General features: G+C 62.1%; 16 protein-coding genes and 1 pseudogene. 6 read left to right on the plus strand and 11 right to left on the minus strand.

The window, feature by feature from the left end; all coding sequences use genetic code 11:
- Nucleotides 1-3: 3 nt before the first annotated feature.
- The 10 genes and pseudogenes from CKW07_RS06295 to CKW07_RS06340 form a co-directional block, all read right to left on the minus strand.
- Nucleotides 4-1,032 (minus strand): HAD family phosphatase, encoded by a 1,029-nt coding sequence (locus tag CKW07_RS06295; RefSeq protein ID WP_095144087.1) that lies wholly within the window; start codon nucleotides 1,030-1,032, stop codon nucleotides 4-6.
- Entirely contained in the window at nucleotides 1,029-2,333 is a 1,305-nt protein-coding gene (locus CKW07_RS06300; protein ID WP_095144088.1) for a BatD family protein, read from the minus strand. The genes CKW07_RS06295 and CKW07_RS06300 overlap by 4 nt, the downstream gene beginning before the upstream one ends.
- On the minus strand, nucleotides 2,330-3,922 hold the full coding sequence (locus CKW07_RS06305; RefSeq protein WP_095144089.1) for a VWA domain-containing protein: 1,593 nt from the start codon (nucleotides 3,920-3,922) through the stop codon (nucleotides 2,330-2,332). Before CKW07_RS06305 ends, CKW07_RS06300 begins: the two co-directional genes overlap by 4 nt.
- A 1-nt stretch (nucleotide 3,923) precedes the next feature.
- Nucleotides 3,924-4,916 carry a VWA domain-containing protein gene (locus CKW07_RS06310; protein ID WP_095144090.1) on the minus strand — a complete coding sequence of 331 codons (993 nt, stop codon included), beginning with the start codon at nucleotides 4,914-4,916 and terminating at the stop codon, nucleotides 3,924-3,926.
- On the minus strand, nucleotides 4,903-5,484 hold the full coding sequence (locus CKW07_RS06315) for a DUF4381 domain-containing protein (RefSeq protein WP_095144091.1): 582 nt from the start codon (nucleotides 5,482-5,484) through the stop codon (nucleotides 4,903-4,905). Before CKW07_RS06315 ends, CKW07_RS06310 begins: the two co-directional genes overlap by 14 nt.
- Nucleotides 5,481-6,425, minus strand: coding sequence for a DUF58 domain-containing protein (locus CKW07_RS06320; RefSeq protein ID WP_256577026.1), 945 nt, complete (start codon nucleotides 6,423-6,425; stop codon nucleotides 5,481-5,483). Before CKW07_RS06320 ends, CKW07_RS06315 begins: the two co-directional genes overlap by 4 nt.
- Nucleotides 6,426-6,435: 10 nt before the next feature.
- Nucleotides 6,436-7,439: pseudogene (locus CKW07_RS06325) on the minus strand (AAA family ATPase).
- Nucleotides 7,440-7,552: 113 nt separating this feature from the next.
- Nucleotides 7,553-8,458, minus strand: a complete 906-nt coding sequence (locus CKW07_RS06330; protein WP_095144093.1) for a transporter — start codon at nucleotides 8,456-8,458, stop codon at nucleotides 7,553-7,555.
- A gap of 43 nt (nucleotides 8,459-8,501) precedes the next feature.
- Nucleotides 8,502-9,905, minus strand: a complete 1,404-nt coding sequence (locus CKW07_RS06335; RefSeq protein ID WP_095144094.1) for a DUF1254 domain-containing protein — start codon at nucleotides 9,903-9,905, stop codon at nucleotides 8,502-8,504.
- Nucleotides 9,906-9,938: 33 nt separating this feature from the next.
- Nucleotides 9,939-10,718 carry a hypothetical protein gene (locus CKW07_RS06340; protein ID WP_095144095.1) on the minus strand — a complete coding sequence of 260 codons (780 nt, stop codon included), beginning with the start codon at nucleotides 10,716-10,718 and terminating at the stop codon, nucleotides 9,939-9,941.
- 1,121 nt (nucleotides 10,719-11,839) lie between these two features.
- Here CKW07_RS06340 and CKW07_RS06345 point away from each other — a divergent pair.
- Entirely contained in the window at nucleotides 11,840-13,237 is a 1,398-nt protein-coding gene (locus CKW07_RS06345; protein ID WP_176465285.1) for an insecticidal delta-endotoxin Cry8Ea1 family protein, read from the plus strand.
- Here CKW07_RS06345 and CKW07_RS25175 read toward each other — a convergent pair.
- Entirely contained in the window at nucleotides 13,214-13,471 is a 258-nt protein-coding gene (locus CKW07_RS25175) for a hypothetical protein (RefSeq protein WP_141234430.1), read from the minus strand. The genes CKW07_RS06345 and CKW07_RS25175 overlap by 24 nt on opposite strands.
- Nucleotides 13,472-13,567: 96 nt before the next feature.
- On the opposite strand from CKW07_RS25175, the gene tpx reads away from it, so the two are divergent.
- The 5 genes from tpx (at nucleotide 13,568) to CKW07_RS06370 (ending at nucleotide 23,256) form a co-directional block, all read left to right on the plus strand.
- Nucleotides 13,568-14,068 carry a thiol peroxidase gene (gene tpx / locus CKW07_RS06350; RefSeq protein WP_095144097.1) on the plus strand — a complete coding sequence of 167 codons (501 nt, stop codon included), beginning with the start codon at nucleotides 13,568-13,570 and terminating at the stop codon, nucleotides 14,066-14,068.
- 176 nt (nucleotides 14,069-14,244) lie between these two features.
- The gene (locus tag CKW07_RS06355) at nucleotides 14,245-15,561 is read left to right on the plus strand and encodes an MdtA/MuxA family multidrug efflux RND transporter periplasmic adaptor subunit (RefSeq protein ID WP_095144098.1); all 1,317 of its coding nucleotides are present in this window, start codon (nucleotides 14,245-14,247) and stop codon (nucleotides 15,559-15,561) included.
- Nucleotides 15,558-18,662, plus strand: a complete 3,105-nt coding sequence (locus tag CKW07_RS06360) for an MdtB/MuxB family multidrug efflux RND transporter permease subunit (protein WP_095144099.1) — start codon at nucleotides 15,558-15,560, stop codon at nucleotides 18,660-18,662. The genes CKW07_RS06355 and CKW07_RS06360 overlap by 4 nt, the downstream gene beginning before the upstream one ends.
- Complete coding sequence (locus tag CKW07_RS06365) at nucleotides 18,659-21,766, plus strand: efflux RND transporter permease subunit (RefSeq protein ID WP_095144100.1); 3,108 nt, start codon at nucleotides 18,659-18,661, stop codon at nucleotides 21,764-21,766. Before CKW07_RS06360 ends, CKW07_RS06365 begins: the two co-directional genes overlap by 4 nt.
- Nucleotides 21,763-23,256: an efflux transporter outer membrane subunit gene (locus CKW07_RS06370; RefSeq protein ID WP_095144101.1), complete on the plus strand. Its 1,494-nt coding sequence runs from the start codon at nucleotides 21,763-21,765 to the stop codon at nucleotides 23,254-23,256. Before CKW07_RS06365 ends, CKW07_RS06370 begins: the two co-directional genes overlap by 4 nt.
- Nucleotides 23,257-23,492: the final 236 nt, after the last annotated feature.

Below are 23,492 nucleotides of genomic sequence, written 5' to 3' on the forward strand. Positions count from 1 at the left end.
CTTCTACTTTTTTTGTTCGGTTGCGGGGGCGTCGAACGGGTAGATCCGGCGCCATTCGGTGGTCATGTCGACGACTGTCCACTTGCGTGTATTGGCTTCGTCCAGGGCCTTGTCCAGTCGACCGATCTTCGACTCCCGGTCGTAGGCCCACTCACGCTTTGCATCGGTGTGATGCACCAGCCCCATGAAGCGCTTGCCGGGCCCGGCGGCGGTCCACTGGAGCATTTGCAGGTCGCCGTCCGAGTTGCCGAAGGCCAGGATCGGTCGCCGCCCGATCACCGCCTGGATGCTTTCCGGTTTGCCCGGGCCGTCGTCGTTATGCGCAAGCTTGGGCAGGCGCAGGATCGAAGCATCGCCGTCTTTTAGCTGGAATTGGGTGACAAAGGTGGTACCGATCACTTGCTCCGGCGGGATGCCATAGACGTGCTCGGCGAAGGCGCGCATGAACTCGACTTCACCGCCGGAGACGATGTAGGTCTTGAAGTCCTGGCTGCGCAGGTAATCGAGCATTTCCAGCATCGGCTGATAAATCATCTCGGTGTAGGGCTTACCGGTTTTCGGGTGGCGGGCTTGGCTGAGCCAGGTTTTCGCGTTGTCCATGAAGGCCGCGGTGGTGATCCCGGTGTGGGTCGCGCCGACGATCTTCATCAAGCCTTCCATGCCACTCTCGGCCAGGGCCTTGTGGTCGTTCTCCAGCACGGCCTGGAAGGGTTGCTCGGTTTTCCATTCCGGGTGCTGCGGCGCCATGCGCTTGACTTCCTCCAGGGCGAACAGCACCTGGAAGTACATCGGTTGCTCACTCCACAGTGTGCCGTCGTTGTCGAACACGGCGATGCGTTCAGCGGGCTTGACGTAGTCCCTGGAGCCTTCGGTAGTCACGGCCTGGACAAACTCGATGATGCTTTTCTTCGAGGGGCCATCGTTCCACGAGGGCAGGGGCTCGGCGGCTTGAACCAGCAGCGGCAGGCTCAGGGCCAGGGTCAACAACAGCTTCATTCCGTGGAACTGACGCAGTGAAGTCAGGTATGTCATGACAAGTCCTTCCCGTGACCCGGGTTAAGAGGGCGCAAGGCCGATGATTGCGTATCGTTTCGCGGCGCGGTTTGAGCTTGCAGCGTAGACAAGGATTGCTTGAAGTGGGACAACGCCGCCCGTTGGCTCTGCTCCTGTGCGTAGCAACCGCGTAGCAGGGCCTGCACGTTTTCCCCGAGTCCACCGATCCGCCAACCGGGCCGGGTACGCCGGGCCCACAGGTACAGCGCGCTCAGTTGTGGCGGTTGCCTCTCCAGTTGCCCGGGAATCTGTTTCCAGGCGTAGTCGGCGGACGCCAGCGAGGCGGCATGCCGTGCCTGCCGACGGGTTTGCAGGGCATGCCAGGCACGCCGGCACCACGGCCTGGCCAGGTAACCAAGGCCCGCAACCAACAGCAGCACGACCGTCAATACCAGCCAGTACCGGGACAGGTGCATACGGCTCTTCTGGCCCAGTTGCCGGAGATCCTCGGCGATCGAGAAGACGGGTTGATAGCGGCCGTTGGCCGCGGCGTCGAAGGTGGCGGCGGGCACTTGGACGGTGCGGGCCTGGCGGGTGCCGGTATCCCACCAGCGCAGCTCGATAGCCGGCAGGCTGTGGCGGCCCTGGCGGTCAATCTGATAGGTCACGCTGTCGATGCGCTGGCCACCGTTGTGGTTGCCCCGGCCGTCGTCCAGGTTGCTGATCTGCGGGGTTTTCGGGTACCGGCTCAGGCCATCGACCTCGACCAGCACCGGGGCTGGCAAGGCCATCGCCAGCGCGCCATCGGCTTGCAGGGTGAGTTGGCGGGTGACGGTGTCACCGACTTTCAGCGGTGTCGAAGACTGGCTGATCACTTGGGTGAAGCGTACGCCCTGGGCCACCAGCACCGGTTCGCCCGGCTGGAATCCCGGCGGTTGCTGCGCCGTGAAGTGCTGGGGCTGGCCTTGGGCTGTGAGTACACCGCTGGCCTGGCCTGGCGTGGCCTGTACGGTCAGGGCGGGGATGTCGAATGCTATGGCCTGGTTCGGGGTGATCAGGTAGCTGTAACGCAGGCCGAAGAACGGTGTGCCCTCCAGGGTTTGCGTGGTGTGCTGGGCCTCGCCGTTGGGCGGCATGACCAGCGCGCCCGCAAGCTTCAAGTCAGGCAGGGTGGGAGCACTGGTAAACCAGCTGTCGGTCAGCACATCGACCTGCAACTGCACCACCGAACCGACCATCACCTGCTCGGCGGGCACTAGCCGGGTTTGCACACGCAGTTGCGGTTCAGCGGCGAAGGCGCTGACCGACAGCAGGCAGCAGGCCAGCAAACTGATTCTCATGGCGGGCTCCCGGCTTGAGCCGCGCGCTGGTCCTGCAGGCTGAACTTCTGCCGCAGGAATTTGGCGGGCGAGGTGGTCAGGTTCTGCAACCAGAGTTCATCCGAGGTGGCTTGCTGGGTCTCGACCGCTTTGCTCTGGCCCTTGCCCGAGGGTTTGTCGTATTTCACCTCGTCGGGTTTGACCTCGGGCGTGTTTTGCTCGGCGCTCTCGGTGTCTTTTTGCAGGGCCTTGGCCAACGCCAGGTTGGCGGACGCTTGCGGGAACTGCGGTTGCAGCTTGAGCGCCTGGGTGTAGGCGTCGATGGCCTGGTCGAACTTGAAGCGCCGCACGTAAATGTTGCCCAGATAAAAGTACGCCTGGGGGGTCTCGAGCCGGGCGAAGCTGGCCAGTGCCAGGTCATAGTCGGCGGCGTTGTAGGCGGCAATGCCTTTCCAGTATGGATCGTGGAACCGCTTGGCAGCGGCAGGGAAGTGCTGGTGCTCGAACGCCCAGCGGCCTTGTTGATCGGCGGTAAAGAAGGCGTCGGTCAAGGTGTTGGCCCGGGCTGGTGCCGGTTGCAGTGCAAAGCCCAGGCCGAGCAGCAGCGTGGCCATCCAGTTCAGGCTCCAGCCCCGACGCACACTGAAAAAGGCCAGCAACAGCAGGGGCCAGCATAGCCAGTAGCCGGCGTCTTTCCAGTGCAACTCACGCTGTTCGGCGCTGGCGTTCTGGAAATGTTGCTGGGCGTGCAACTCGATCCAGTCCAGGTCGTCGTCGTTGAGGGTCAGGCTGCCCAGCGGCGCATCGGTGGCCGAGGCCAGTTGTTTGAGCGCCGCTGGATCGAAGCTGCCCAGCACCGGGCGACCGTTGCTGTCGGTGCTTAGTTGGCCGCTGGAATCCTTGACCACACCACCGTCGGTACTGCCCAGTGCAAGAATCAGCACTTGCAGCTGACTACCGTCCAGCTGCTTGCCCAGCCCCGCCAGCTGTGTCGTGTCGGCACCGTCGGTGATCAGCAGCAGGGTGCCAGGGGCTTTCTCGGCGGCCAGCAAGCGCTTGGCCTGATCGATGACGGCTCCGACGTTTTTCCCCGGCTTGTCGATCAATACCGTGCCCAGTGCCTGGATGAAGGTGTCTAGCAACGCTGGATCGTCGGTCGGTGGCAGCACCAGGTGGGCGCTGCCGGCGTAGGCGATCAGGCCGGTGCGGGCACCGCTGCGACGCTGGATCAGGTCATGCACCTTGTGTTTGGCGGCCTCCAGTCGCGTGGGCGGCACGTCGCTGGCATCCATCGACGGCGACAGGTCGAACGCGATGATCAAGGGCGCGCGGTTCTCCAGGAAGTCCGGTCGATCCTGCTCCCAGGTTGGCCCGGCTGCGGCGATGGCGCCCAGTACCAGCAGGGCACAGACCAGGTGTACCGGGCGCAGGCGATGGGGGTCGTCAGGGGTGATCAGCAGATGGGGCAGCAGGTGTGGGGCAATGTTGCCGCGCAGCCGCCGTTGAAGGTCGCGGCTACGGCGCCACAGCAGGGGCAGCAGCGCGCCGAACAGCGCCAGCATTAACCAGGCCGGGCGCAGGAAGTGGAAGTCGCCGAGGTTGATCTCCATCTCAGGCCTCCTGCCGTTGACGGGTGCTACTCAGGCGTGGCCGGAGCAGGGCGAGCAAGTGGTACAGGGCCAGCAGGCCGATGGCCGCGCTCAGGGGGAGCCAGAACAGGTCGCGCTTGGGCTGGTGGCTGAAGGTTTTCACCTGGTGCGGGGTGATCGTGTCGAGGGTTGCGTAGACCTGATCCAGCGCCTGCCGGTCTTCGGCACGGAAGAACCGGCCGCCGGTGGCCGTGGCGATCTGTTGCAAGCCTTGCAGGTTGACCTTGGCTTCGCCGCTGGCGTCGGGGTCGCCGATGCCGATGGTGTGAATCACCACCCCTTTGGCGGCCGCCATGCTGGCGGCGTGGTCCGGGGTGATCGCGCTGCTGGTGTCGTTGCCGTCGGTGAGCAGGATCAGCACTTTCTCCGGCTCATGGGCCTGGTCGAGCATCTTCAGGGCCAGGCCGATGGCATCGCCGATGGCGGTGTTGGGCCCGGCCATGCCGATGCCAGTGTCGTCCAGCAGCAGCGACAGGCTGGCGTGGTCCAGGGTCAGTGGTGCTTGCGGGTAGGCACCGCTGCCGAACACGATCAGGCCGAGGCGGTCCTCCTTGCGTCGGTCGATAAAACCGTGGACCACTTCCTTGACTGCGGCCAGGCGGTCGATCTTCTGCCCGTTGGCGTCGGTGTAGTCGGTGGTTTCCATGGATTGGGAAATGTCGATCGCCAGCATCAGGTCGCGCACCGGTTGCTGGCGCTCGATGGGTTTTTCCACCAGCACCGGGCGCGCAACGGCCGCGACCAGCAGGGCCCAGACCATTGCGTTGAGCAGCAATTGCCAGCGGTTGCCGCGAGTGCCGGCCTGGCTCGGTACCTGGCCGACGGCGCGGCTCATGGCGCCGAAAAACGGCACCCGCACCGCACTGTGGGCTTCGCGGTAGTCAGGCAGGTAGCGATAGCCCAGCCAGATCGCCGGGAGCAGCAACCACAACCACGGGTAGTCAAACTGCCACATGATGATGCTCCACCCAGTGTTTGCAGGTGTTGAACAGTTGCTGGCGCTGTTCGTGCGGCAGAGCCCGCAGGGCGGCGTCCGGGGCGTAGGCCAGTTGGGCAAGTTGTTGACTGAAGTCTGGAGGGAGGGGCTGTGCACTGTGCCGCTGCAGGAAGGCTTGCCAGTCCTCTTTACCTAGCGCCGCAGGACCCGGTGGGAGCGGGTTTGCCCGCGATAGCGTCCGGTCAGCTGACACCAATTTTGAAGGTGACGGCCTCATCGCGGGCACGCCTGCTCCCACAGCGGTTGCGTTCGGCATCGAGAGGGCGACTCTCTTGAGCAACTCCGGTAATTCACGTAACGCATTCAGGTCATCGCTGCATTTTTGCAACTGCGTCAACCGCATCAATGCCTCGCGCCGATAACGATCACGCCGCCACTGCCAATAACGCCGCGCCCCGACCAGCAGCACCGCACCCATCAACACGGCCAGCAACACCCACCAACCCCAGGTTTTCGGCATGTAGCTGACCGGTGCCGGCAGCGCCAGCTCCTTGAGTTGCTCAATGCTCGGGACGTTGGGGTTCATCGCCGCCCCCCGGCCAGCTTGCCCAGTTCGGCGCGCAGTTGTTCCTGAGCATCGGTGGCGGTGCTGAACATCATCAATGGCACCTGACTGCGACGCAGCAGGGTCGCGACGTCCTTGAGGCGTCCGCTGAGAAAGTCCCCCAAAGGCTGATGAACCTGGCGCTGTTCCACGGCCAGCTCCACCTGCAACTGGCCTTGAGTCACCAGCAGGCGGCCGTTCTTCGGCAAGTTCAGCGCCATTGGGTCGTAGATCTGCATGGCGATCACGTCGTTGTGGGCACTGAGCTGGCGCATCAGTTGCAAGGTGCGCGGGCCCGCGCCGGCGAAGTCGCTGATGATGCAGATCAGGTGATCATGACCGGCCAATGCCAGGCATTGCTGCAGGACCTTGTCGAGTTGGTCTTCGTCTTCACGGTCGGGGTTGCGTGCGCTGAGCTCCTGATTCTGCCGGGCGATGCGGCTGCACAGCGCCTCGACGCGCTTGCGGCTGCGCAGCGGGGCGACGCTGTCGATACGCTGGTCGTTGAACACCAGGCCGCCGACCCGGTCACCGGCGTTGAACACCATCCAGGCCGTCAGGGCGCCGAGTTCGGCGGCAAGCGCCGACTTGAAGCTGCGCTGCGAGCCAAAGAACATCGACATGCGCTGGTCCACCAGAATCAACGCCGGGCGGTCCCGCTCCTCGGTAAAGGTGCGGACCACCGGTTTGCCGGTGCGCAGGGACGCACGCCAGTCCAGGTGACGCAAATCATCGCCAGGCTGGTAGCGGCGCAGCTCATCGAAATTCAAGCCGCGCCCGCGCAACCGCGAAGCGTGATTACCGGCCAGGATGCTGCCCCGTGGGTGGCGGGCGAGAAAACTCAGGTCATGGGCCTTGAACGCCAGCGCCATCAATTGCGCCAGCGACACATACACCAGGCCGTCCATTTCCTGAGTATCCATCGCTCAACCCTCAGGCCGGGATCGCGACGGTGTCGAGCAGGCGGTCGAGTACCTGATCGGCGGTGACGCCGTCGGCCACCGCGTCGTAGCTCAATTGCAGGCGATGGCGCAACACCGGATGCACCACGGCCCGGACGTTGTCTGGCGTGACGAAGTCTTGCCCCTGCAGCCAGGCGTCGGCCCGGGCACAGCGGTCCAGGCCGATTCCGCCCCGGGGGCTGGCGCCAATGGCAATCCAGCGGCCGAGGTCGGCATCGTAGTTGGCGGGATGGCGGGTGGCGTTGATCAGGTCGATCAGGTAGCGTTGATCAGGTCGATCAGGTAGCGGTCGATGGCCGGTGACACACTGACGGCGCTGACTTCGCGGCGTGCGGCAAAGATCACCTCCTGGCTCAGGGCAAAGCCTTGCACCACAGCGGTCCTGGCGCCCAGGGCCTGTTCTTCTTCGCGCAGCAGGCGCAGCACCTGGCTTTCGTTGTCTGTGCTCGGGTAATCGAGCAGTACCTTCATCAGGAAACGGTCCATCTGGGCTTCCGGCAACGGGTAGGTGCCTTCCTGCTCGATGGGGTTCTGGGTTGCGACCACGATGAACAGCTCCGGCAACCCATGGCTGTTGCCGGCGACGGTGATCTGCCGCTCTTCCATGGCTTCCAGCAAAGCGGCCTGGACCTTGGCCGGGGCGCGGTTGATTTCGTCGGCGAGGATCAGGTTGCCGAACAACGGGCCTGGCTGGAACTGGATCTGATTCTGTCCGTCGACCTGATGCAGCACTTCGGCGCCGGTGATGTCCGATGGCAGCAGGTCCGGGGTGAACTGGATCCGGCTCATCTTCGCGTCCAGGTGCTTGGCCAGCGCTTTCACGGTGCGGGTCTTGGCCAGCCCCGGCAGGCTTTCGAGCAGCAGGTGCCCGTTGGCCAGCAGGCCGATCATGATCTGGCGAATGACCTGCTCCTGGCCAAGCACCGCCTCGGCAATACTGGCTTGCAGGGCGTTGATGTCAGTGAGTGCTGTCATTGGAGCGGTCCTTTGCGTGATCGGGTTAAAACACGAACGACGGATTCACCAGGATCAACCATAGGCGCAAGTTCCGGCGCCTGCTAACAAGATCATCCGCGTGAATGTCCGGATTACCAGGCGTACTGCAAGCGCAGAGTCCAGGTGTTCACATCGGGCGAGCCGGTGCGTTCGGCAACGGTGTCGGTGTAGGCGATCAGGCCACCGAACTGCGGCGAGAGCATGAAGCCCATGCTGGCGCCCAGCAGGCCGTTTTCCTGTTTGTTGTCCTGCCAGTCGCCATTGATCCGGGTTTCGCCGCCCCGGCTGTAGGTGGCGTCCAGCGAAGCCCAGAGGGCGCGGTTGAAGGTATAGCTGTAGTGACCTTCGACGGCGTACAAGGCTTTTTGCTCAAGGGTGCCGTCGCCTTGGTAGTCGTCGTTGTCAGTGAACATCGACACATAACCGTTGATCTCCAGCCAGGTCGGGCCAAGGGGAGTGCCGAAGGCGATTTCCGGCTTGAAGGCCCAGCGGTTGGAACCGATGTTGATCACCCGGTTCTTGTCGTAGTCGCCGGTGGGCGCGGTGACCCACAGCGCGCCGGTGACGAAGGTTTCCGGGGTCCAGTTGGCGAACTCTTCCTGGGTCAGGGCCGGGCCGCCAAAGAGATTGTGCACCAGGACGAACTGGGTATCGGCCATGCCGCCGTTGTGCTTGGTGCCCTTGAAGAACTCGGCGTTGTCGAAGGAGGCCGAAATGTCCGCGTAAGGCTGCAGGATCTGGATCGCGCTGTTGCGCCCGTCCACGGAGAACGAGCGGGCGAAACGGGCGATGTACAGATCCGCGTTGACCGACAGGCCGTCGATCGGCAGCGCAGTGTCGATCGGGGTGTTGGAATCGATCCGGTTGTAGTAACCGAATACCATGTTCAGGTCGGTTGGCAGGTTTTGCCAGTCCCGGGCGTTGTCGGCGAAACCGAGCAGTGGCGTCAGCGTCAGTGTGGCGGCAACGACACGCCCCAGTGTTGTCGATGAACCCATGGTGTTGCTCCTTGCATTATATGGTTCGGCCGGGCCGCGGTGATCAGTTGATAGGGGTCAACGCCGGCAGCTTCCACTGGCCGTTGGCGACTTCAGGTTTGGGCAGGTACAGGCGCAAGATGGCGAAGAACGGGCCATGGGGCGCCGGCAGCCAGTTGCTGCGCTGATCCTTGAGCGGCTCGGAATGCTGCAGATAGAGCGTCACGCCACCGTCAGCATCGCGCTTGAGCGTGGGCAGCATGCGCGAGTTGATCAGGTAGCGTTTGGAGTGGTTGGCCACCAGCAGCTTGGTCTTGGCGTCGTACAGGGTCAGCGACCAGAAGGCGTCGGCCGGTGGCAACTGGTCCTTGGCAAAATGCAGGGTGTAGCTGTGCTTCGCGCCATTGACCGGCTTGCCGGCGTTATCGACGAAGTACCCCATGTAGGCGGCTTCATCGGCGGAGTTGCCAAAGATCCCCATGTTGGCGCCGGCGTAGCGGTACAGGTAGTTGTTGTTCAGGTGATCGCGGGTGCCGAAGAAATCGCCACTGGCGACCTGATGGGTATCCACCTTGTCTTTCTTGAAGGCGGCGAACTCGGCCTTGGCATCGCTGATGCCGTCTTCCAGCGCCCTGCGTTGTTCGGCGGTGAGGGCCTTGAGGTCGAACGGCTGGCCGGCAACGATGCCGATGGTGGCGAAACGCGCCAGCAGGTCTTTCTCGGAGTCCTGTGCCGGGGCAAAGGCGAGCATGAAGTTCAGGTAACGGAACAGTTCCGGGCTGTCGGTCATGCTGGCGGTCGGTTTCGGCCAGCTGATTTTCGCCGGGGCGGCCAGTGCCGGTTGCTTGAGGTATTGGCTCAGGGTCTGGACCTTGTAGCCGTTCTGGATTTTCCTGACCTTTTCCAGGTCCTTTTCATCGAACAGCTGTGTGCGGTACAGCGCATAGGCGATATTGCTTTCGCTGCGCACCACGCGGTCGATATCGACTGGCTGCTGACCTTTCCAGTCGGGCCCGACGACCATGAAGTGGCCGCCACGGTTGCCGGTGCTGCGGGTGCCCAGGTAGGCGAAGTTCTGGGTGTAGAGGTCGATCAACTGGACCGAGTAGTAACGCTCCTCGGCGATCTCTGGCAGGGTCAGGACCAGCGGTTCGGCGCGCAGGTCCATCCACACGAACGAGTAGGGGGTGTCCGAGTTGGGCGTGATGATCGCCGTGTCCTTGGGGGTGAACACCCGGGCGGTATTGCCGATGCGGTTGAACGGTGCCTTGAAGTTCGGCCCGCCCTTGTCCACGGCCTGTGCGTATAACGTTTTGTACATCTCCACCACCGGGAAGCCATACAGATAGGCCTCCTTGGCAATGCCCCGTGCTTGTTCCGGGCTGGCGCTGAAGTCGGCCCAGGCGCCAGGGCTCAGTAGCAGGGCCAGGCCCGCGAGTAAAAGGCGGGTCGGTTTTACAAGAGTCATTGCACAGTCCTATGGCTAAGCACGTTGCGGATGTTATTTGCCAAACGTGACGTTGATACCGGCGAACAGGGTGAACTGCGGCAGGCCGTCGCCCTTGCGCGCGACCGTCCACTGCGGTTCGAGGAACGCATTGAGGATATTGCTGCCGGACTTCCACGCCTTGCCCCCACCGAAACCGATGGGGATGTAATGGGTGTCGTTCTTCAAGTCGAAGGTCCAGATGCCGGTCGAACGCAAGTACCAGCCCTTGGGCAGGTTATGCATGAAGAATGGCTGCAGGGTCGCGGTTTCAACGTGCTCCCGGTCGTGATCGCCGGCGAACGAGCTCTGGTACTGCACCAGCGCGCCGAGCAGGCCGCGTGGCGAGGCGTCGATGGCCACGGCGGCCAGGCCGGCCTGCCATTTTCCGGTCCCCAGCTCGTCCTGTTCCGCGGTAGGCGCGGTGAGTTGCGGGCCGATACCCAGTTGTACGCCTTCGGTCTTGAGCAGGAAGATATCGAACAGGTTCAGGTCGCCCATGCCCGTGCTGTAGCCGTTGTGCGGATCGGGTCGGGTGCTGATCGGCAGGGTGACGCGCAACAACTGGGGGACAGGGATGACGTCGTTGGCGGCCATCGGCAGGGCGCCCCGCAACAAGGCGTCATTGGTGTGGACGTTGGTGTCGTACAGGCTGGGAGTGTAGTAATCCTGGAGGTTGAGGCCGGGGGCCAGGCTCAACGGGTTGTTACTCTTGTTCGCGGTCTCGGCGTTATCCGCCAACGCGCCAGCGGCAGGCAGCAGTGTGGTGGCCAGCAGCAGGACCTTGCGTGACATTCCCTTTGACATCGTTCCCTCGTATCCCTGGTGGCTCGATCATCGCTTCAGTGCTTGATGGTCGATTGCTTTGTAGTACTTATTCTGGACGGCCGTAGGACGCAACGGGTTACGTTAGCATTAAACACGGTAACGACCGCTCGTCGTCATTGGATATTTCAATGTGTGTCGCAGTTCAGCTAAATTTTTTTAAAGTAACTTGTTTTAATTCATTTGGTTAGGCGTGAAAGTTCCGGTAATGCCTAAGAGGCTGGGGCGAGGCCTTGGGTGCGTGTTCAACGGAAGTTGGGTGCAGATGCCGGTAATGGCATTTACGACCCAGTCCAAAGGGCGCACACCCGACGAGGTTCGGGATTTCTGCCTTGGGGGTCGCCACTTTCTGAAGATCTTCCCTGGAGAAGCACCCCTTTGGCTGATATCGACCCACGGAGCCTGATAAACGCCTCCGGGCGCCCGTTTTGATGGCTGCACGGGGTCTTTGAGGTGTGGCATTGGAATAGGGGGCGTCGTTGGATTGAAGCCTGCACTTACCTCAACCCAAGTCATCAGAGTGTCATTATGGATGACGTATGGATGCGTTCTGTAATGACGGAGTTGGCTCGGACAACCTCCGGAATGAAATTCCGCCTAGTTGATCAAGTGTCAATTAAGTGTCCTCAACGTTCAGCTGAGGAGCCGCTCCCGGCGCTGAATAGGGTAATTCGCTCAAGCCCCTCTCAGTGCTTGCCCGACTGCCAGAACCAGGCCGGCTGAAATCTGCTGAGATTGAACTTCGGTAAGTTCCCCTGAAAAGTACCCGTCAGAAGTGGAGTTTTCCCCTGGTCGGATCAAACGGAGAACTTATACCGCGCAACAGGATGTACGCAGTGATGAATTCGATGCTATCGAGATGTTCTGTAACTCGAAGCGCCGTCACAGTTTCAATAGTAAGTTGTCATTGGCGGGGCTCAAAAATCGCTGCAAAATTAACTTGCAAGGTATCTAGCGAGTTTAGGGTGATTCATGCTTCCAGCAAAAATATATCGCACTTTGTTACGCATCGTAAGTTGCGCTTTCGACAAGCGCACGCTCATTGTAGTGCTACCGGCAGCATAACGCTGTTGAAAACAAGGAGCGTTGAGATGGTTCGTAATAAAGATAATACAGTGACCAACGTTAGGGCATTACTGGAACGGAGGCAGCTCCTGCAGGGAGCCGTAGCGGGTGCGGCAGTTCAAACGAACACTGGGCTCGTCGACTCGAATGGCGATCCACTCATGCAAAGCCACGTGTTACCTTCCAGCATGCCTGAGCAATTCTATGATGCCCTGCGACACAGCATTCTCGGTGGGGTGAATCTTGTCCCTGTCGTCGGTGGACTTCTATCATACTTGGGCGCGCTATTCATACCAGACACCGGTGAGTCGCCGGAGCAGATGTGGGGGCGTCTGATCGATGCGAAAATTTCAGATGCATTGATGAGAACGATTCAGCGGGATCTGGTTGGTCTTTCGAATGTGAGCAGGCTATACAAGACTGCTGTTGAAACCGGAAACAATCAGACGATCCTCGCACAGAGCATTGCGGCCAATACGCAGTTCACCGCCATGCTGCCGGGGTTTCAACTCAGTGGAGAGGAATCGGCACTGCTGCCCCTGTTTGCAATTGCCGCCACTCTCCATCTAGCCTTACTTAGAGACATGGTGCTAAAGGGTAAGGAAATTGGCCTCGAGGACGCGCATGTGGCCAGACTCGCAGACGAAATGATCGCCCTGATCAAACAGTACTCCACGTATGTGGACACTCATGTAGCCGCTGCAATCGACAAAACACGACGCGATAATCCGAACGGAGTCGGTTGGTACGGCAGGAACATGCCGCTGTCAGCCATGCTGGAAACAAAGGCTCACTATCAGATCACTGTCATTGATTTTCGAGATACATGGAGCGGGTTTGACCCGATTCGTTTTCCTGGCAAGTCTCTCATAAAGCTTGATCGCGAAGTGTACACGCCAGTCCTCGGTTGGTGGGACTCCAAGAATCGTGCTCCTGATGCGATCCCGGCATGGGAGCGTCCGCAGTCGCCCTTGAATGCGCTTAAGGTATGGGACAAGAGTCAATGGCGCACGCGTTTCATCTTCGGCTTCGAAGAAAGCTATGCGGACGGTAGCAGAACCAGTTCCGGCTCAAAGGACGGTGTTGTCCATGACGTTCCTGTTGGACGCTACATCGACGAGGTCGTTACGCAATCTACTGCAGGTGTCTTCCACATGAACTTTCGCAGCGCTGGACGCTGGACAGGGGTGGGAAGAGCCCCCGATGGGACCTCACCCCGCGTATTTCGAAGTGCCTTTTCCGGGCACAGGCTGTCCTCGGTTCGAGCCATAGGCCAAGGAGAAAGGGCGGCTGAAGGGGCTGTGAGTGGTTGCGTACTCGGATTTCAGTTGATCGATCAGGGCGCCACCTCGATATCCCTAGCAGCGTTCGACGCGATCGCTCCAAAGATCGCACCGCAGTTACTTGAGTGGATAGCTAGATGACAGGATTTGATCATCTGTCGCGCCGGACGATCGTGGCACAGACAACGTGACAATGCCGACGGTCAGAGGGTCGTTGGTGACCGCCTGACCGTCGGCAAACTCGCTCTCCCAGTGCAGGTCAACGCGGTCATTAATCAGCACCGTGCCGTGAGAAAGCGCTACCTGCACCTGGATCTTGATAGAGCCATTTATCAGTTCACACTGACATAATGCTCGACGGCGAAGTGCCGACATGCCGGGATAGGCTCGATGACGCATTCGTGGTTAACTTTGCGTCCTCGCACCACCAAGCGATGATTCATAATCACTCCATTCAAAAGGATACCGCTCATGGCTCAAGTCACCCTCAAAGGCAACCCGGTTCAAGTCAACGGCCAACTGCCTCAAGCCGGTACCAAGGCACCAGCCTTTTCCCTGGTGGCAGGCGATCTGTCCGACGTGACCCTGGCGAGCTTCGCCGGCAAGCGCAAAGTACTGAACATCTTCCCAAGCGTTGACACTCCGACCTGCGCCACCTCGGTTCGCACGTTCAACGCCCAGGCCAATGACGTGGCCAACACCGTTGTGCTGTGCATCTCGGCTGACCTGCCGTTCGCCCAGGCGCGCTTCTGCGGCGCGGAAGGCCTGGAAAACGTCAAGAACCTGTCGACCCTGCGCGGCGCCGAGTTCATCGAGCAGTACGGCGTGGCGATTGCCGACGGCCCGCTCAAAGGCCTGACCGCGCGCGCGGTGGTGGTGCTGGACGAAAACGACAACGTGCTGCACAGCGAACTGGTCAAGGAAATCGCTGACGAGCCGAACTACGCGGCGGCGTTGTCCGTTCTGAAATAATCGCGTTTACAATTGTTAACGGCCTGGCACTGCCCAGGCCGTTTTCATTTGTGCTTCAGTAATTTAGCAAACACTCGCAATCGTCAGCTGAAGGTAAATTGCCGGTAAAGGCGCTTTGCTTATAAGCCACTAGTGCTTATCGTTCAGCCTCCTGTATCAAGATGCCCACGCGCCCAATGGTTGATCACTCCATGCAATCCTCTGCTTCCCGTAATCCTCGTCGCTGGCTGTTCGGCCTATTGGTTCTGTTGGTCATTGCCGGCCTGTGCTGGATGTTCTGGCCAAGCGCGGCGACGCAAAAGGACGGCGCCGCGGCAAAAGCCGCGAACGGCCATGCCGGCAGGGCAGGCGGAATGCGCCCCGGATTTGGCGGCGCGACGGGGGCGGTGCCGGTACGGGTGGCCCCGGCGGTGCTGGGGGATTTCCCGCTGTACTACAAGGCGCTGGGCACGGTCACGGCGTTGAACACCATTAATGTGCGCAGCCGGGTCGGCGGCGAACTGGTGAAAATCGCCTTTGAAGAAGGGCAGATGGTCAAGGCCGGCGACCTGCTGGCCGAGATCGACCCGCGTCCTTATCAGAATGCCTTGCTCCAGGCCGAAGGGACCCTGTTGCAGAACCAGGCACAGTTGAAAAATGCCCTGGTGGACCTGGAGCGTTATCGCGGCCTGTATGCCGAAGACAGTATCGCCAAGCAGACCCTGGACACCGCCGCCGCGCTGGTGGGGCAGTATCAGGGCACGGTGAAGACCAACCAGGCGGCGGTCAACGACGCCAAGCTCAACCTTGAATTCACCAAAATCCGCGCCCCGATCACCGGTCGGGTTGGTCTGCGGCAGCTCGATGTCGGCAACCTGGTGGCCGCCAACGACACCACCGCGCTGGCAATCATCACCCAGACCCAGCCGATCAGCGTGGTGTTCACCCTGCCGGAAAACAGCCTGGACGTGGTGCTGGCCCGTTACCGCTCCGGCGCCAGGCTGCCGGTCGAGGCCTGGGACCGTGGCGACAACAAGCTGCAGGCCAGTGGCCTCTTGCATAGCCTGGACAACCAGATCGACACCACCACTGGCACCCTGAAGCTCAAGGCGCGCTACGACAACCGCGACCAGGCGCTGTTCCCCAATCAGTTCGTCAACGTCCGCCTGCTCGCCGACACCCTCAAGGGGGTGATCCTGGCGCCTTCGGCGGCCATTCAGTTCGGCACCAACGGCACCTTCGTCTATGCCCTGGACGGTGACAAGAAGGTCACCATCCGCACCTTGAAGATTGGCGCCAGCGACGGCGACAACACCGTGATCCTGGAGGGCCTGAAGCCTGGTGATCGGGTGGTCCTGGAAGGCACAGACCGCTTGAAAGAGGGCAGTGAGGTCGAAGTGGTCAACGACAGCGACACGGTACCGGCATCGCCGGCGGACAGCCTGCACAGCCAGGCCACTGATGGCGCCTCCGCACCCGCTGCCACCGGCAAGGCCCTCAAGGGCGGCGCATGAACATCTCGCGCCTGTTCATCCTGCGGCCGGTTGCCACGACCCTGAGCATGCTGGCCATTGTCCTGGCTGGCTTGATCGCCTATCGGCTGTTGCCGGTGTCGGCGTTACCGCAGGTCGACTACCCGACCATCCGGGTCATGACCCTGTACCCGGGCGCCAGCCCGGATGTGATGACCAGTGCGGTCACCGCGCCCCTGGAGCGCCAGTTCGGGCAAATGCCCGGCCTGACCCAGATGGCCTCGACCAGTTCCGGCGGCGCCTCGGTGATCACCCTGCGTTTCAACCTCGAGATCAACATGGACGTGGCCGAGCAGCAGGTGCAGGCGGCGATCAATGCCGCGACCAACCTGCTGCCCAACGACCTGCCGGCGCCTCCCGTGTACAACAAGGTCAACCCGGCGGACACCCCGGTGCTGACCCTGGCGATCACCTCCAAGACCATGCTGCTGCCCAAGCTCAATGACCTGGTCGACACGCGCATGGCGCAAAAGATCGCCCAGATCAGTGGCGTCGGCATGGTCAGCATTGCCGGCGGTCAACGCCAGGCGGTGCGGATCAAGGTCAATCCGCAGGCCCTGGCGGCTAGCGGCTTGAACCTGTCGGACGTGCGCAGCCTGATCGGCGCCTCCAACGTCAACCAGCCCAAAGGCAACTTCGACGGCCCGACCCGGGTGTCGATGCTCGACGCCAACGACCAGCTGACCTCGCCCAAGGATTACGCCGAGCTGATCCTGGCCTACAACAACGGCGCGCCGTTGCGGCTCAAGGATGTGGCGCAGATCGTCGACGGCGCGGAGAATGAGCGCCTCGCGGCCTGGGCCAATGAAAACCAGGCGGTGCTGCTCAACATCCAGCGCCAGCCCGGGGCCAACGTGATCGAGGTGGTCGACCGGATCAAGGCCCTGTTGCCGAGCATCACCGATAACCTGCCGGCCGGCCTCGACGTCGTGGTGCTGACCGACCGCACCCAGACCATTCGGGCCTCGGTCACCGACGTGCAGCACGAACTGCTGATTGCCATTGCCCTGGTGGTGATGGTGACATTCCTGTTCCTGCGTCGCGCCAGCGCCACCCTGATCCCGTCGATTGCCGTGCCCTTGTCGTTGATCGGCACCTTCGGGGTGATGTACCTGGCCGGGTTCTCGGTCAATAACCTGACCTTGATGGCCCTGACCATCGCCACCGGCTTTGTGGTGGATGATGCGATCGTCATGCTGGAAAACATCTCGCGCTACATTGAGGAGGGCGACAGCCCCTTGCAGGCAGCGCTCAAGGGCGCCAAGCAGATCGGCTTTACCCTGGTCTCGCTGACGTTGTCGCTGATCGCGGTGTTGATCCCGCTGCTGTTCATGGCGGACGTGGTCGGGCGGTTGTTCCGCGAGTTCGCCATCACCCTGGCGGTGGCCATCCTGATTTCCCTGGTGGTCTCGCTGACCCTGACGCCGATGATGTGCGCGCGCCTGCTCAAGCGTGAACCCAAGCCTGAAGAGCAGGGCCGTTTCTACCGGGCCAGCGGTGCGTGGATCGACTGGCTGATCGCAGCCTATGGCCGGCAGTTGCAATGGGTCCTCAAGCACCAGCCGCTGACCCTGTTGGTCGCCATCGCCACCCTGGGCCTGACGGTGGTCCTGTACCTGGTGGTGCCCAAGGGCTTCTTCCCGGTGCAAGACACCGGGGTGATCCAGGGGATTTCCGAAGCGCCGCAGTCGATCTCGTTCGCGGCCATGAGTGTGCGTCAACAGGAATTGGCCAGGGTCATCCTGAAGGACCCAGCGGTGCAGAGCCTTTCTTCCTATATCGGCGTGGATGGCGACAACGCCACGCTCAACAGCGGCCGCTTGCTGATCAATCTCAAGCCCCACCGGGAACGCGACCTGAGCGCGACCGAGGTCATCAGCCGCCTGCAGCCGCAACTGGACACCCTGGTGGGCATTCGCCTGTTCATGCAGCCGGTGCAAGACCTGACCATCGAGGACCGGGTCAGCCGCACGCAGTACCAGTTCAGCATGTCGTCTCCGGATGCCGAACTGCTCAGTCAGTGGAGTGGTCGCCTGGTCGAAGCGCTGGCCCGCCAGCCCGAGCTGACCGATGTCGCCAGCGATCTGCAGGACAAGGGCTTGCAGGTGTACCTGGTGATCGACCGGGACGCGGCCTCGCGCATCGGGGTGTCGGTGTCCAACATCACGGACGCGCTGTACGACGCCTTCGGCCAGCGGCAGATCTCGACCATTTACACCCAGGCCAGCCAGTACCGCGTGGTATTGCAGGCCAGGGATGGCGAGAAAATCGGTCCGCAGGCGCTGGAGCAGATCTACGTCAAGAGCACCGACGGCGGCCAGGTCCGACTGTCCAGCCTGGCCCGGATCGAAGAGCGCCAGGCCCAGCTGGCGATTGCCCATATCGGCCAGTTCCCGGCGGTGATGGTGTCCTTCAACCTCGCGCCCGGGGTGGCTCTGGGGCAAGCGGTGGCGTTGATCGAACAGGTCGAACAGGAAATCGGCATGCCGATCGGGGTGCAGACCGAGTTTCAGGGTGCGGCCCAGGCCTTCCAGGCTTCGCTGTCGAGCACCTTGCTGCTGATTCTGGCGGCCGTGGTGACCATGTACATCGTGCTGGGGGTGCTGTACGAAAGCTACATTCACCCGATCACCATTCTCTCCACCTTGCCTTCGGCCGCTGTCGGCGCCTTGCTGGCGTTGCTGCTCAGTGGCAACGACCTGGGGATGATCGCCATTATCGGCATCATCCTGCTGATCGGCATCGTCAAGAAGAACGCGATCATGATGATCGACTTCGCCCTGGAGGCCGAGCGCAATCAAGGCATGGACCCGGCGACGGCGATCTATCAGGCGGCGTTGCTGCGGTTCCGGCCGATCCTGATGACCACCCTGGCGGCCCTGTTCGGGGCGGTGCCCTTGATGCTCGCCACCGGTTCCGGCGCTGAACTGCGCCAACCCCTGGGGTTGGTGATGGTGGGCGGCTTGTTGGTCAGCCAGGTATTGACGCTGTTTACCACGCCGGTGATCTATCTGTATTTCGACCGTCTCGGTCGACGCTGGCGGCGTGCGCCTGAGCGTCTGGAGTCGGTAGAGCAGCCATGAACCTGTCTGGACCTTTCATCAAGCGCCCGGTAGCGACCATGTTGCTGAGCTTGGCAATCATGCTGCTGGGTGGCGTCAGTTTCGGCCTGTTGCCGGTGTCGCCTTTGCCGCAAATGGACTTCCCGGTGATCGTGGTCCAGGCCAGTTTGCCGGGTGCCAGCCCCGAGGTCATGGCGTCCACCGTGGCCACGCCGCTGGAGCGATCCTTCGGTGCGATCGCCGGGGTCAATACCATGAGCAGCCGCTCCAGCCAGGGCTCGACCCGGGTGATCCTGCAATTTGACCTGGACCGCGACATCAATGGCGCGGCGCGGGAAGTGCAGGCGGCGATCAATGCCTCGCGCAACCTGCTGCCCAGCGGCATGCGCAGCATGCCCACCTACAAGAAGGTCAACCCGTCCCAGGCGCCGATCATGGTGCTGTCGTTGACCTCCGACGTGCTGGAAAAAGGCCAGCTGTATGACCTGGCCTCGACCATCCTCTCGCAAAGCCTGTCCCAGGTGCCGGGTGTGGGTGAAGTGCAGATCGGCGGCAGCTCCCTGCCGGCGGTGCGCATCGAGCTTGAGCCGCAACTGCTGAACCAGTACGGCGTGGCCCTGGATGACGTGCGCAACACCATCGCCAACGCCAACGTGCGCCGGCCCAAGGGCTCGATCGAAGACGACCAGCGCATGTGGCAGGTGCAGGCCAACGACCAGTTGGAACGGGCCAAGGACTACGAGCCGCTGATCATTCGCTACCAGAACGGATCGGTGTTGCGCCTGAGCGATGTGGCCAAGGTCTCCGATGGCGTCGAGGACCGCTACAACAGTGGCTTCTTCAACGACGACTCGGCGGTGTTGCTGGTGATCAACCGCCAGGCCGGCGCCAACATCATCGAGACGGTCAACGAGATCAAGGCCCAGTTGCCCGCGTTGCAGGCCGTGTTGCCGTCCAGCGTCAAACTGAACCTGGCGATGGACCGCTCGCCGGTGATCAAGGCGACCCTGCATGAAGCGGAAATGACCCTGCTGATCGCCGTGGCGCTGGTGATCCTGGTGGTGTTCCTGTTCCTTGGCAACTTCCGCGCCTCGTTGATTCCCACGCTGGCGGTGCCGGTGTCATTGGTCGGCACCTTTGCGGTGATGTACCTCTACGGGTTCTCCCTGAACAACCTGTCGCTGATGGCGCTGATCCTCGCCACCGGCCTGGTGGTGGACGATGCCATCGTGGTGCTGGAGAACATCTCCCGGCACATCGATGACGGTATTGCGCCGATGAAGGCCGCCTACCTGGGGGCCAAGGAAGTCGGTTTCACCCTGTTGTCGATGAACGTGTCGCTGGTGGCGGTGTTCCTGTCGATCCTGTTCATGGGCGGGATCATCGAGAGCCTGTTTCGCGAGTTCTCGATCACCCTGGCGGCGGCGATCGTGGTGTCGCTGGTGGTGTCCCTGACCCTGACCCCGATGCTCTGTGCCCGCTGGCTCAAACCCCACACGCCGGGTCGGGACAACCGCCTGCAGCGGGGCAGTCGCAAGGCCAACGACTGGATGGTCAAGCACTACGCCAGCAGCCTGGACTGGGTGCTGCGTCATCCGCGACTGACCCTGTTCAGCCTGTTCATTACCATCGGCGTCAACGTCGCGTTGTATGTGGTGGTGCCGAAAACCTTCCTCCCCCAGCAGGACACCGGTCAACTGATCGGTTTTGTCCGGGGTGACGACGGGCTGTCCTTCAGTGTGATGCAGCCGAAAATGGAGATCTTCCGCCGTGCGGTGTTGAAAGACCCTGCCGTGGAAAGCGTCGCCGGGTTTATCGGCGGCAGCAACGGCATCAACAACGCCTTCATGCTGGTACGCCTGAAACCGGTCAAGGAGCGCAAGCTGTCGGCGCAGAAGGTCATCGAGCGCCTGCGCAAGGAAATGCCCAAGGTGCCCGGCGCCCAGTTGATGCTGATGGCCGACCAGGACCTGCAGTTCGGTGGCGGCCGCGAGCAACAGTCGTCCCAGTACAGCTACATCCTGCAGAGCGGCAACCTGTCGGCATTGCGCGAGTGGTACCCGAAAGTGGTGACCGCGCTCAAGGCGTTGCCGGAGTTGACCGCCATCGACGCCCGGGAAGGCGCCGGGGCGGCGCAGGTGACGCTGGTGGTCGACCGCGACCAGGCCAAGCGCCTGGGCATCGACATGGACATGGTCACCTCGGTGCTGAACAACGCCTACAGCCAGCGGCAGATTTCCACCATCTACGACAGCCTGAACCAGTACCAGGTGGTGATGGAGGTCAATCCCAAGTACGCCCAGGACCCGATCACCCTCAATCAGGTGCAGGTGATCACCTCGACCGGCGCGCGGATTCCACTGTCAGCCATTGCCCACTACGAAAACAGCCTGGAAAACGACCGCGTCAGCCATGAAGGGCAGTTCGCCTCTGAAAGCGTGTCGTTCGACATGGCCGAAGGGGTGACGGTGGAGCAGGGCGGTGCCGCGATCGAACGGGCGATCGCCAGGCTCGGCCTGCCGGAAGAAGTGATTGCCAAGATGGCCGGCACTGCCGATGCCTTCGCCGCCACCCAGAAGAGCCAGCCGTGGATGATCCTTGGCTCGTTGCTGGCGGTGTACCTGGTGTTGGGAGTGCTCTATGAAAGCTATGTACACCCGCTGACCATCCTTTCCACCTTGCCGTCGGCCGGGGTCGGCGCGCTGCTGTCGATCTACGCGCTGGGGGGCGAGTTCAGCCTGATCTCCCTGCTGGGGCTGTTCCTGCTGATCGGCGTGGTGAAAAAGAATGCCATCCTGATGATCGACCTGGCGCTGCAACTTGAGCGCCAACAGGGCATGGCGCCCCTGGAGTCGATCCGCAGTGCCTGCCTGTTGCGCTTGCGCCCGATTCTGATGACCACGCTGGCGGCCATTCTCGGCGCCTTGCCGCTGTTGCTCAGCAGCGCCGAGGGCGCGGAAATGCGCCAGCCCCTGGGCCTGACCATCATCGGCGGGCTGATCTTCAGCCAGGTGCTGACGCTTTACACCACCCCGGTGGTTTACCTTTACCTCGACCGTTTGCGCCATCGGGTCAACCGCTGGCGTGGGGTTCGTACCGATGCTGCCCTGGAAACCGCGCTATGACTGACCGCTGCCCATTCAACCTCGACACCCTGTCGACCCGACGTCTGGTCACGGCCCGCGGCTCGCGGTTGTTGAGCCTTTCCCTCAGCGCCCTGATGCTCAGCGCCTGCGCGATTGGCCCTGACTATCAGCGTCCGAGCGTTGCCTCGCAGGCCCACTACGAGCAGGCTGAAGGCTGGCGTCAGGCCGCTCCGAGCGATGCGTTGGCGCGGGGGGCCTGGTGGGAGCTGTATGGCGATCAACAACTCAATGGCCTGATCGACACGCTCAACCGTTCCAACCAGACCGTCGCGCAAGCCGAAGCACAGTACCGTCAGGCCCAGGCCCTGGTGCGCAGTGCCCGTGGTGCGTTCTATCCGACGGTCGACCTGAGCGGCGGGAAAACCCGTTCCAGCCAGGGCTCTGGCAGCAGCAGTTCGAGCCTGAGCAACTCCAGCAGCGGCATCCGCAACACCTACAGTACGGAGCTGGGTGTCAGTTGGGAGGCCGATATCTGGGGCAAGCTGCGTCGGGGCCTGGAAGCCGACGAAGCCAGCGCCCAGGCGAGCTTCGCCGACCTGGCGGCTATGCGCCTGAGCCAGCAGTCGGAACTGGTGCAGAACTACCTGCAGCTGCGGGTGATCGATCAGCAAAAGCGCCTGCTGCAAGCCACGGTGGACAACTACCAGCGCTCCTTGATCATGACCGAAAACCAGTACCGCGCCGGTGTGTCCGGCAAGGATGCGGTGGCCCAGGCGCAAACCCAGCTCAAAAGCACCCAGGCCGACCTGATTGACCTGATCTGGCAGCGCGCGCAATTCGAGAATGCCATTGCCGTGCTGATGGGCTTGCCACCGGCGCAGTTCAGCCTGGCGGAAATCCAGACCATCCCGGCCTTGCCCCAAGTGCCGGTGAGCCTGCCGTCGCAACTGTTGGAGCGGCGCCCGGACATCGCCTCCGCCGAACGCTCGGTGATCGCCGCCAACGCCAACATTGGCGTGGCAAAGGCCGCTTACTATCCGGACCTGTCGCTGAGTTTGTCCGGTGGCTACAGCAGCAGTACCTCGGCCGACCTGATCAGCTTGCCGAACCGTTTCTGGTCGGTGGGACCGAAACTGGCCATGACCCTGTTCGACGGCGGTCAGCGAACGGCTGAAGTCGACCGTACCGAGGCGGTCTACGACCAGACCGTGGCCAAGTACCGCCAGACGGTGCTCGATGGTTTCCGCGAGGTGGAAAACTACCTGGTACAGCTCAAGGTGTTCGAAGATGAAGCGGTGGTGCGTCAGCAAGCGCTGGACGCCGCCCGTGAGTCGCTGCGCCTGACCCAGAACCAGTACAAGGCCGGGCTGATCGCCTACCTTGACGTGGTGGTGGTGCAGGCCACGGCCCTGAGCAATGAGCGCAGCGTCCTGAGCTTGCAGCAGAGTCGCCTGATCGCCAGCGTCCAGCTGATCGCCGCGCTGGGTGGCGGATGGGACGGGCAGTTGCAGGCCAGCGCAAGCAAATAGGCATCGATGATGGTGCAGCCCACCCCGTGGCGAGCAAGCTCGCTCGCCACATGAAAGCGCGATTTCGACCCCTTCTGGAACACACCCTTACATCCCGTAAGGGCATGTCTGGGCTTGTTACAGACTTTTCGTCCGACTACTGGCCTTTTGGCTACTTTGCAGGTGCGTTCGGCGACGGAATCAGTACAATCGCCCACTTTCGCCCCACGAGCACGGACGCAGCATGGTAGGGCTTT

Source organism: Pseudomonas sp. Irchel s3b6 (assembly GCF_900187415.1).
Classification (GTDB): Bacteria; Pseudomonadota; Gammaproteobacteria; order Pseudomonadales; family Pseudomonadaceae; genus Aquipseudomonas.

Coding starts and splice junctions, on each gene's coding strand:
- CKW07_RS06360 (WP_095144099.1), top strand. CDS start 15,558: ATGAACATCTCGCGCCTGTTCATCCTGCGGCCGGTTGCCACGACCCTG.
- CKW07_RS25175 (WP_141234430.1), bottom strand. CDS start 13,471: ATGTCGGCACTTCGCCGTCGAGCATTATGTCAGTGTGAACTGATAAAT.
- CKW07_RS06335 (WP_095144094.1), bottom strand. CDS start 9,905: ATGACTCTTGTAAAACCGACCCGCCTTTTACTCGCGGGCCTGGCCCTG.
- CKW07_RS06305 (WP_095144089.1), bottom strand. CDS start 3,922: ATGGAGATCAACCTCGGCGACTTCCACTTCCTGCGCCCGGCCTGGTTA.
- CKW07_RS06340 (WP_095144095.1), bottom strand. CDS start 10,718: ATGTCACGCAAGGTCCTGCTGCTGGCCACCACACTGCTGCCTGCCGCT.
- CKW07_RS06295 (WP_095144087.1), bottom strand. CDS start 1,032: ATGACATACCTGACTTCACTGCGTCAGTTCCACGGAATGAAGCTGTTG.
- CKW07_RS06330 (WP_095144093.1), bottom strand. CDS start 8,458: ATGGGTTCATCGACAACACTGGGGCGTGTCGTTGCCGCCACACTGACG.
- CKW07_RS06300 (WP_095144088.1), bottom strand. CDS start 2,333: ATGAGAATCAGTTTGCTGGCCTGCTGCCTGCTGTCGGTCAGCGCCTTC.
- tpx (WP_095144097.1), top strand. CDS start 13,568: ATGGCTCAAGTCACCCTCAAAGGCAACCCGGTTCAAGTCAACGGCCAA.
- CKW07_RS06315 (WP_095144091.1), bottom strand. CDS start 5,484: ATGAACCCCAACGTCCCGAGCATTGAGCAACTCAAGGAGCTGGCGCTG.
- CKW07_RS06310 (WP_095144090.1), bottom strand. CDS start 4,916: ATGTGGCAGTTTGACTACCCGTGGTTGTGGTTGCTGCTCCCGGCGATC.
- CKW07_RS06370 (WP_095144101.1), top strand. CDS start 21,763: ATGACTGACCGCTGCCCATTCAACCTCGACACCCTGTCGACCCGACGT.
- CKW07_RS06365 (WP_095144100.1), top strand. CDS start 18,659: ATGAACCTGTCTGGACCTTTCATCAAGCGCCCGGTAGCGACCATGTTG.
- CKW07_RS06355 (WP_095144098.1), top strand. CDS start 14,245: ATGGTTGATCACTCCATGCAATCCTCTGCTTCCCGTAATCCTCGTCGC.
- CKW07_RS06320 (WP_256577026.1), bottom strand. CDS start 6,425: ATGGATACTCAGGAAATGGACGGCCTGGTGTATGTGTCGCTGGCGCAA.
- CKW07_RS06345 (WP_176465285.1), top strand. CDS start 11,840: ATGGTTCGTAATAAAGATAATACAGTGACCAACGTTAGGGCATTACTG.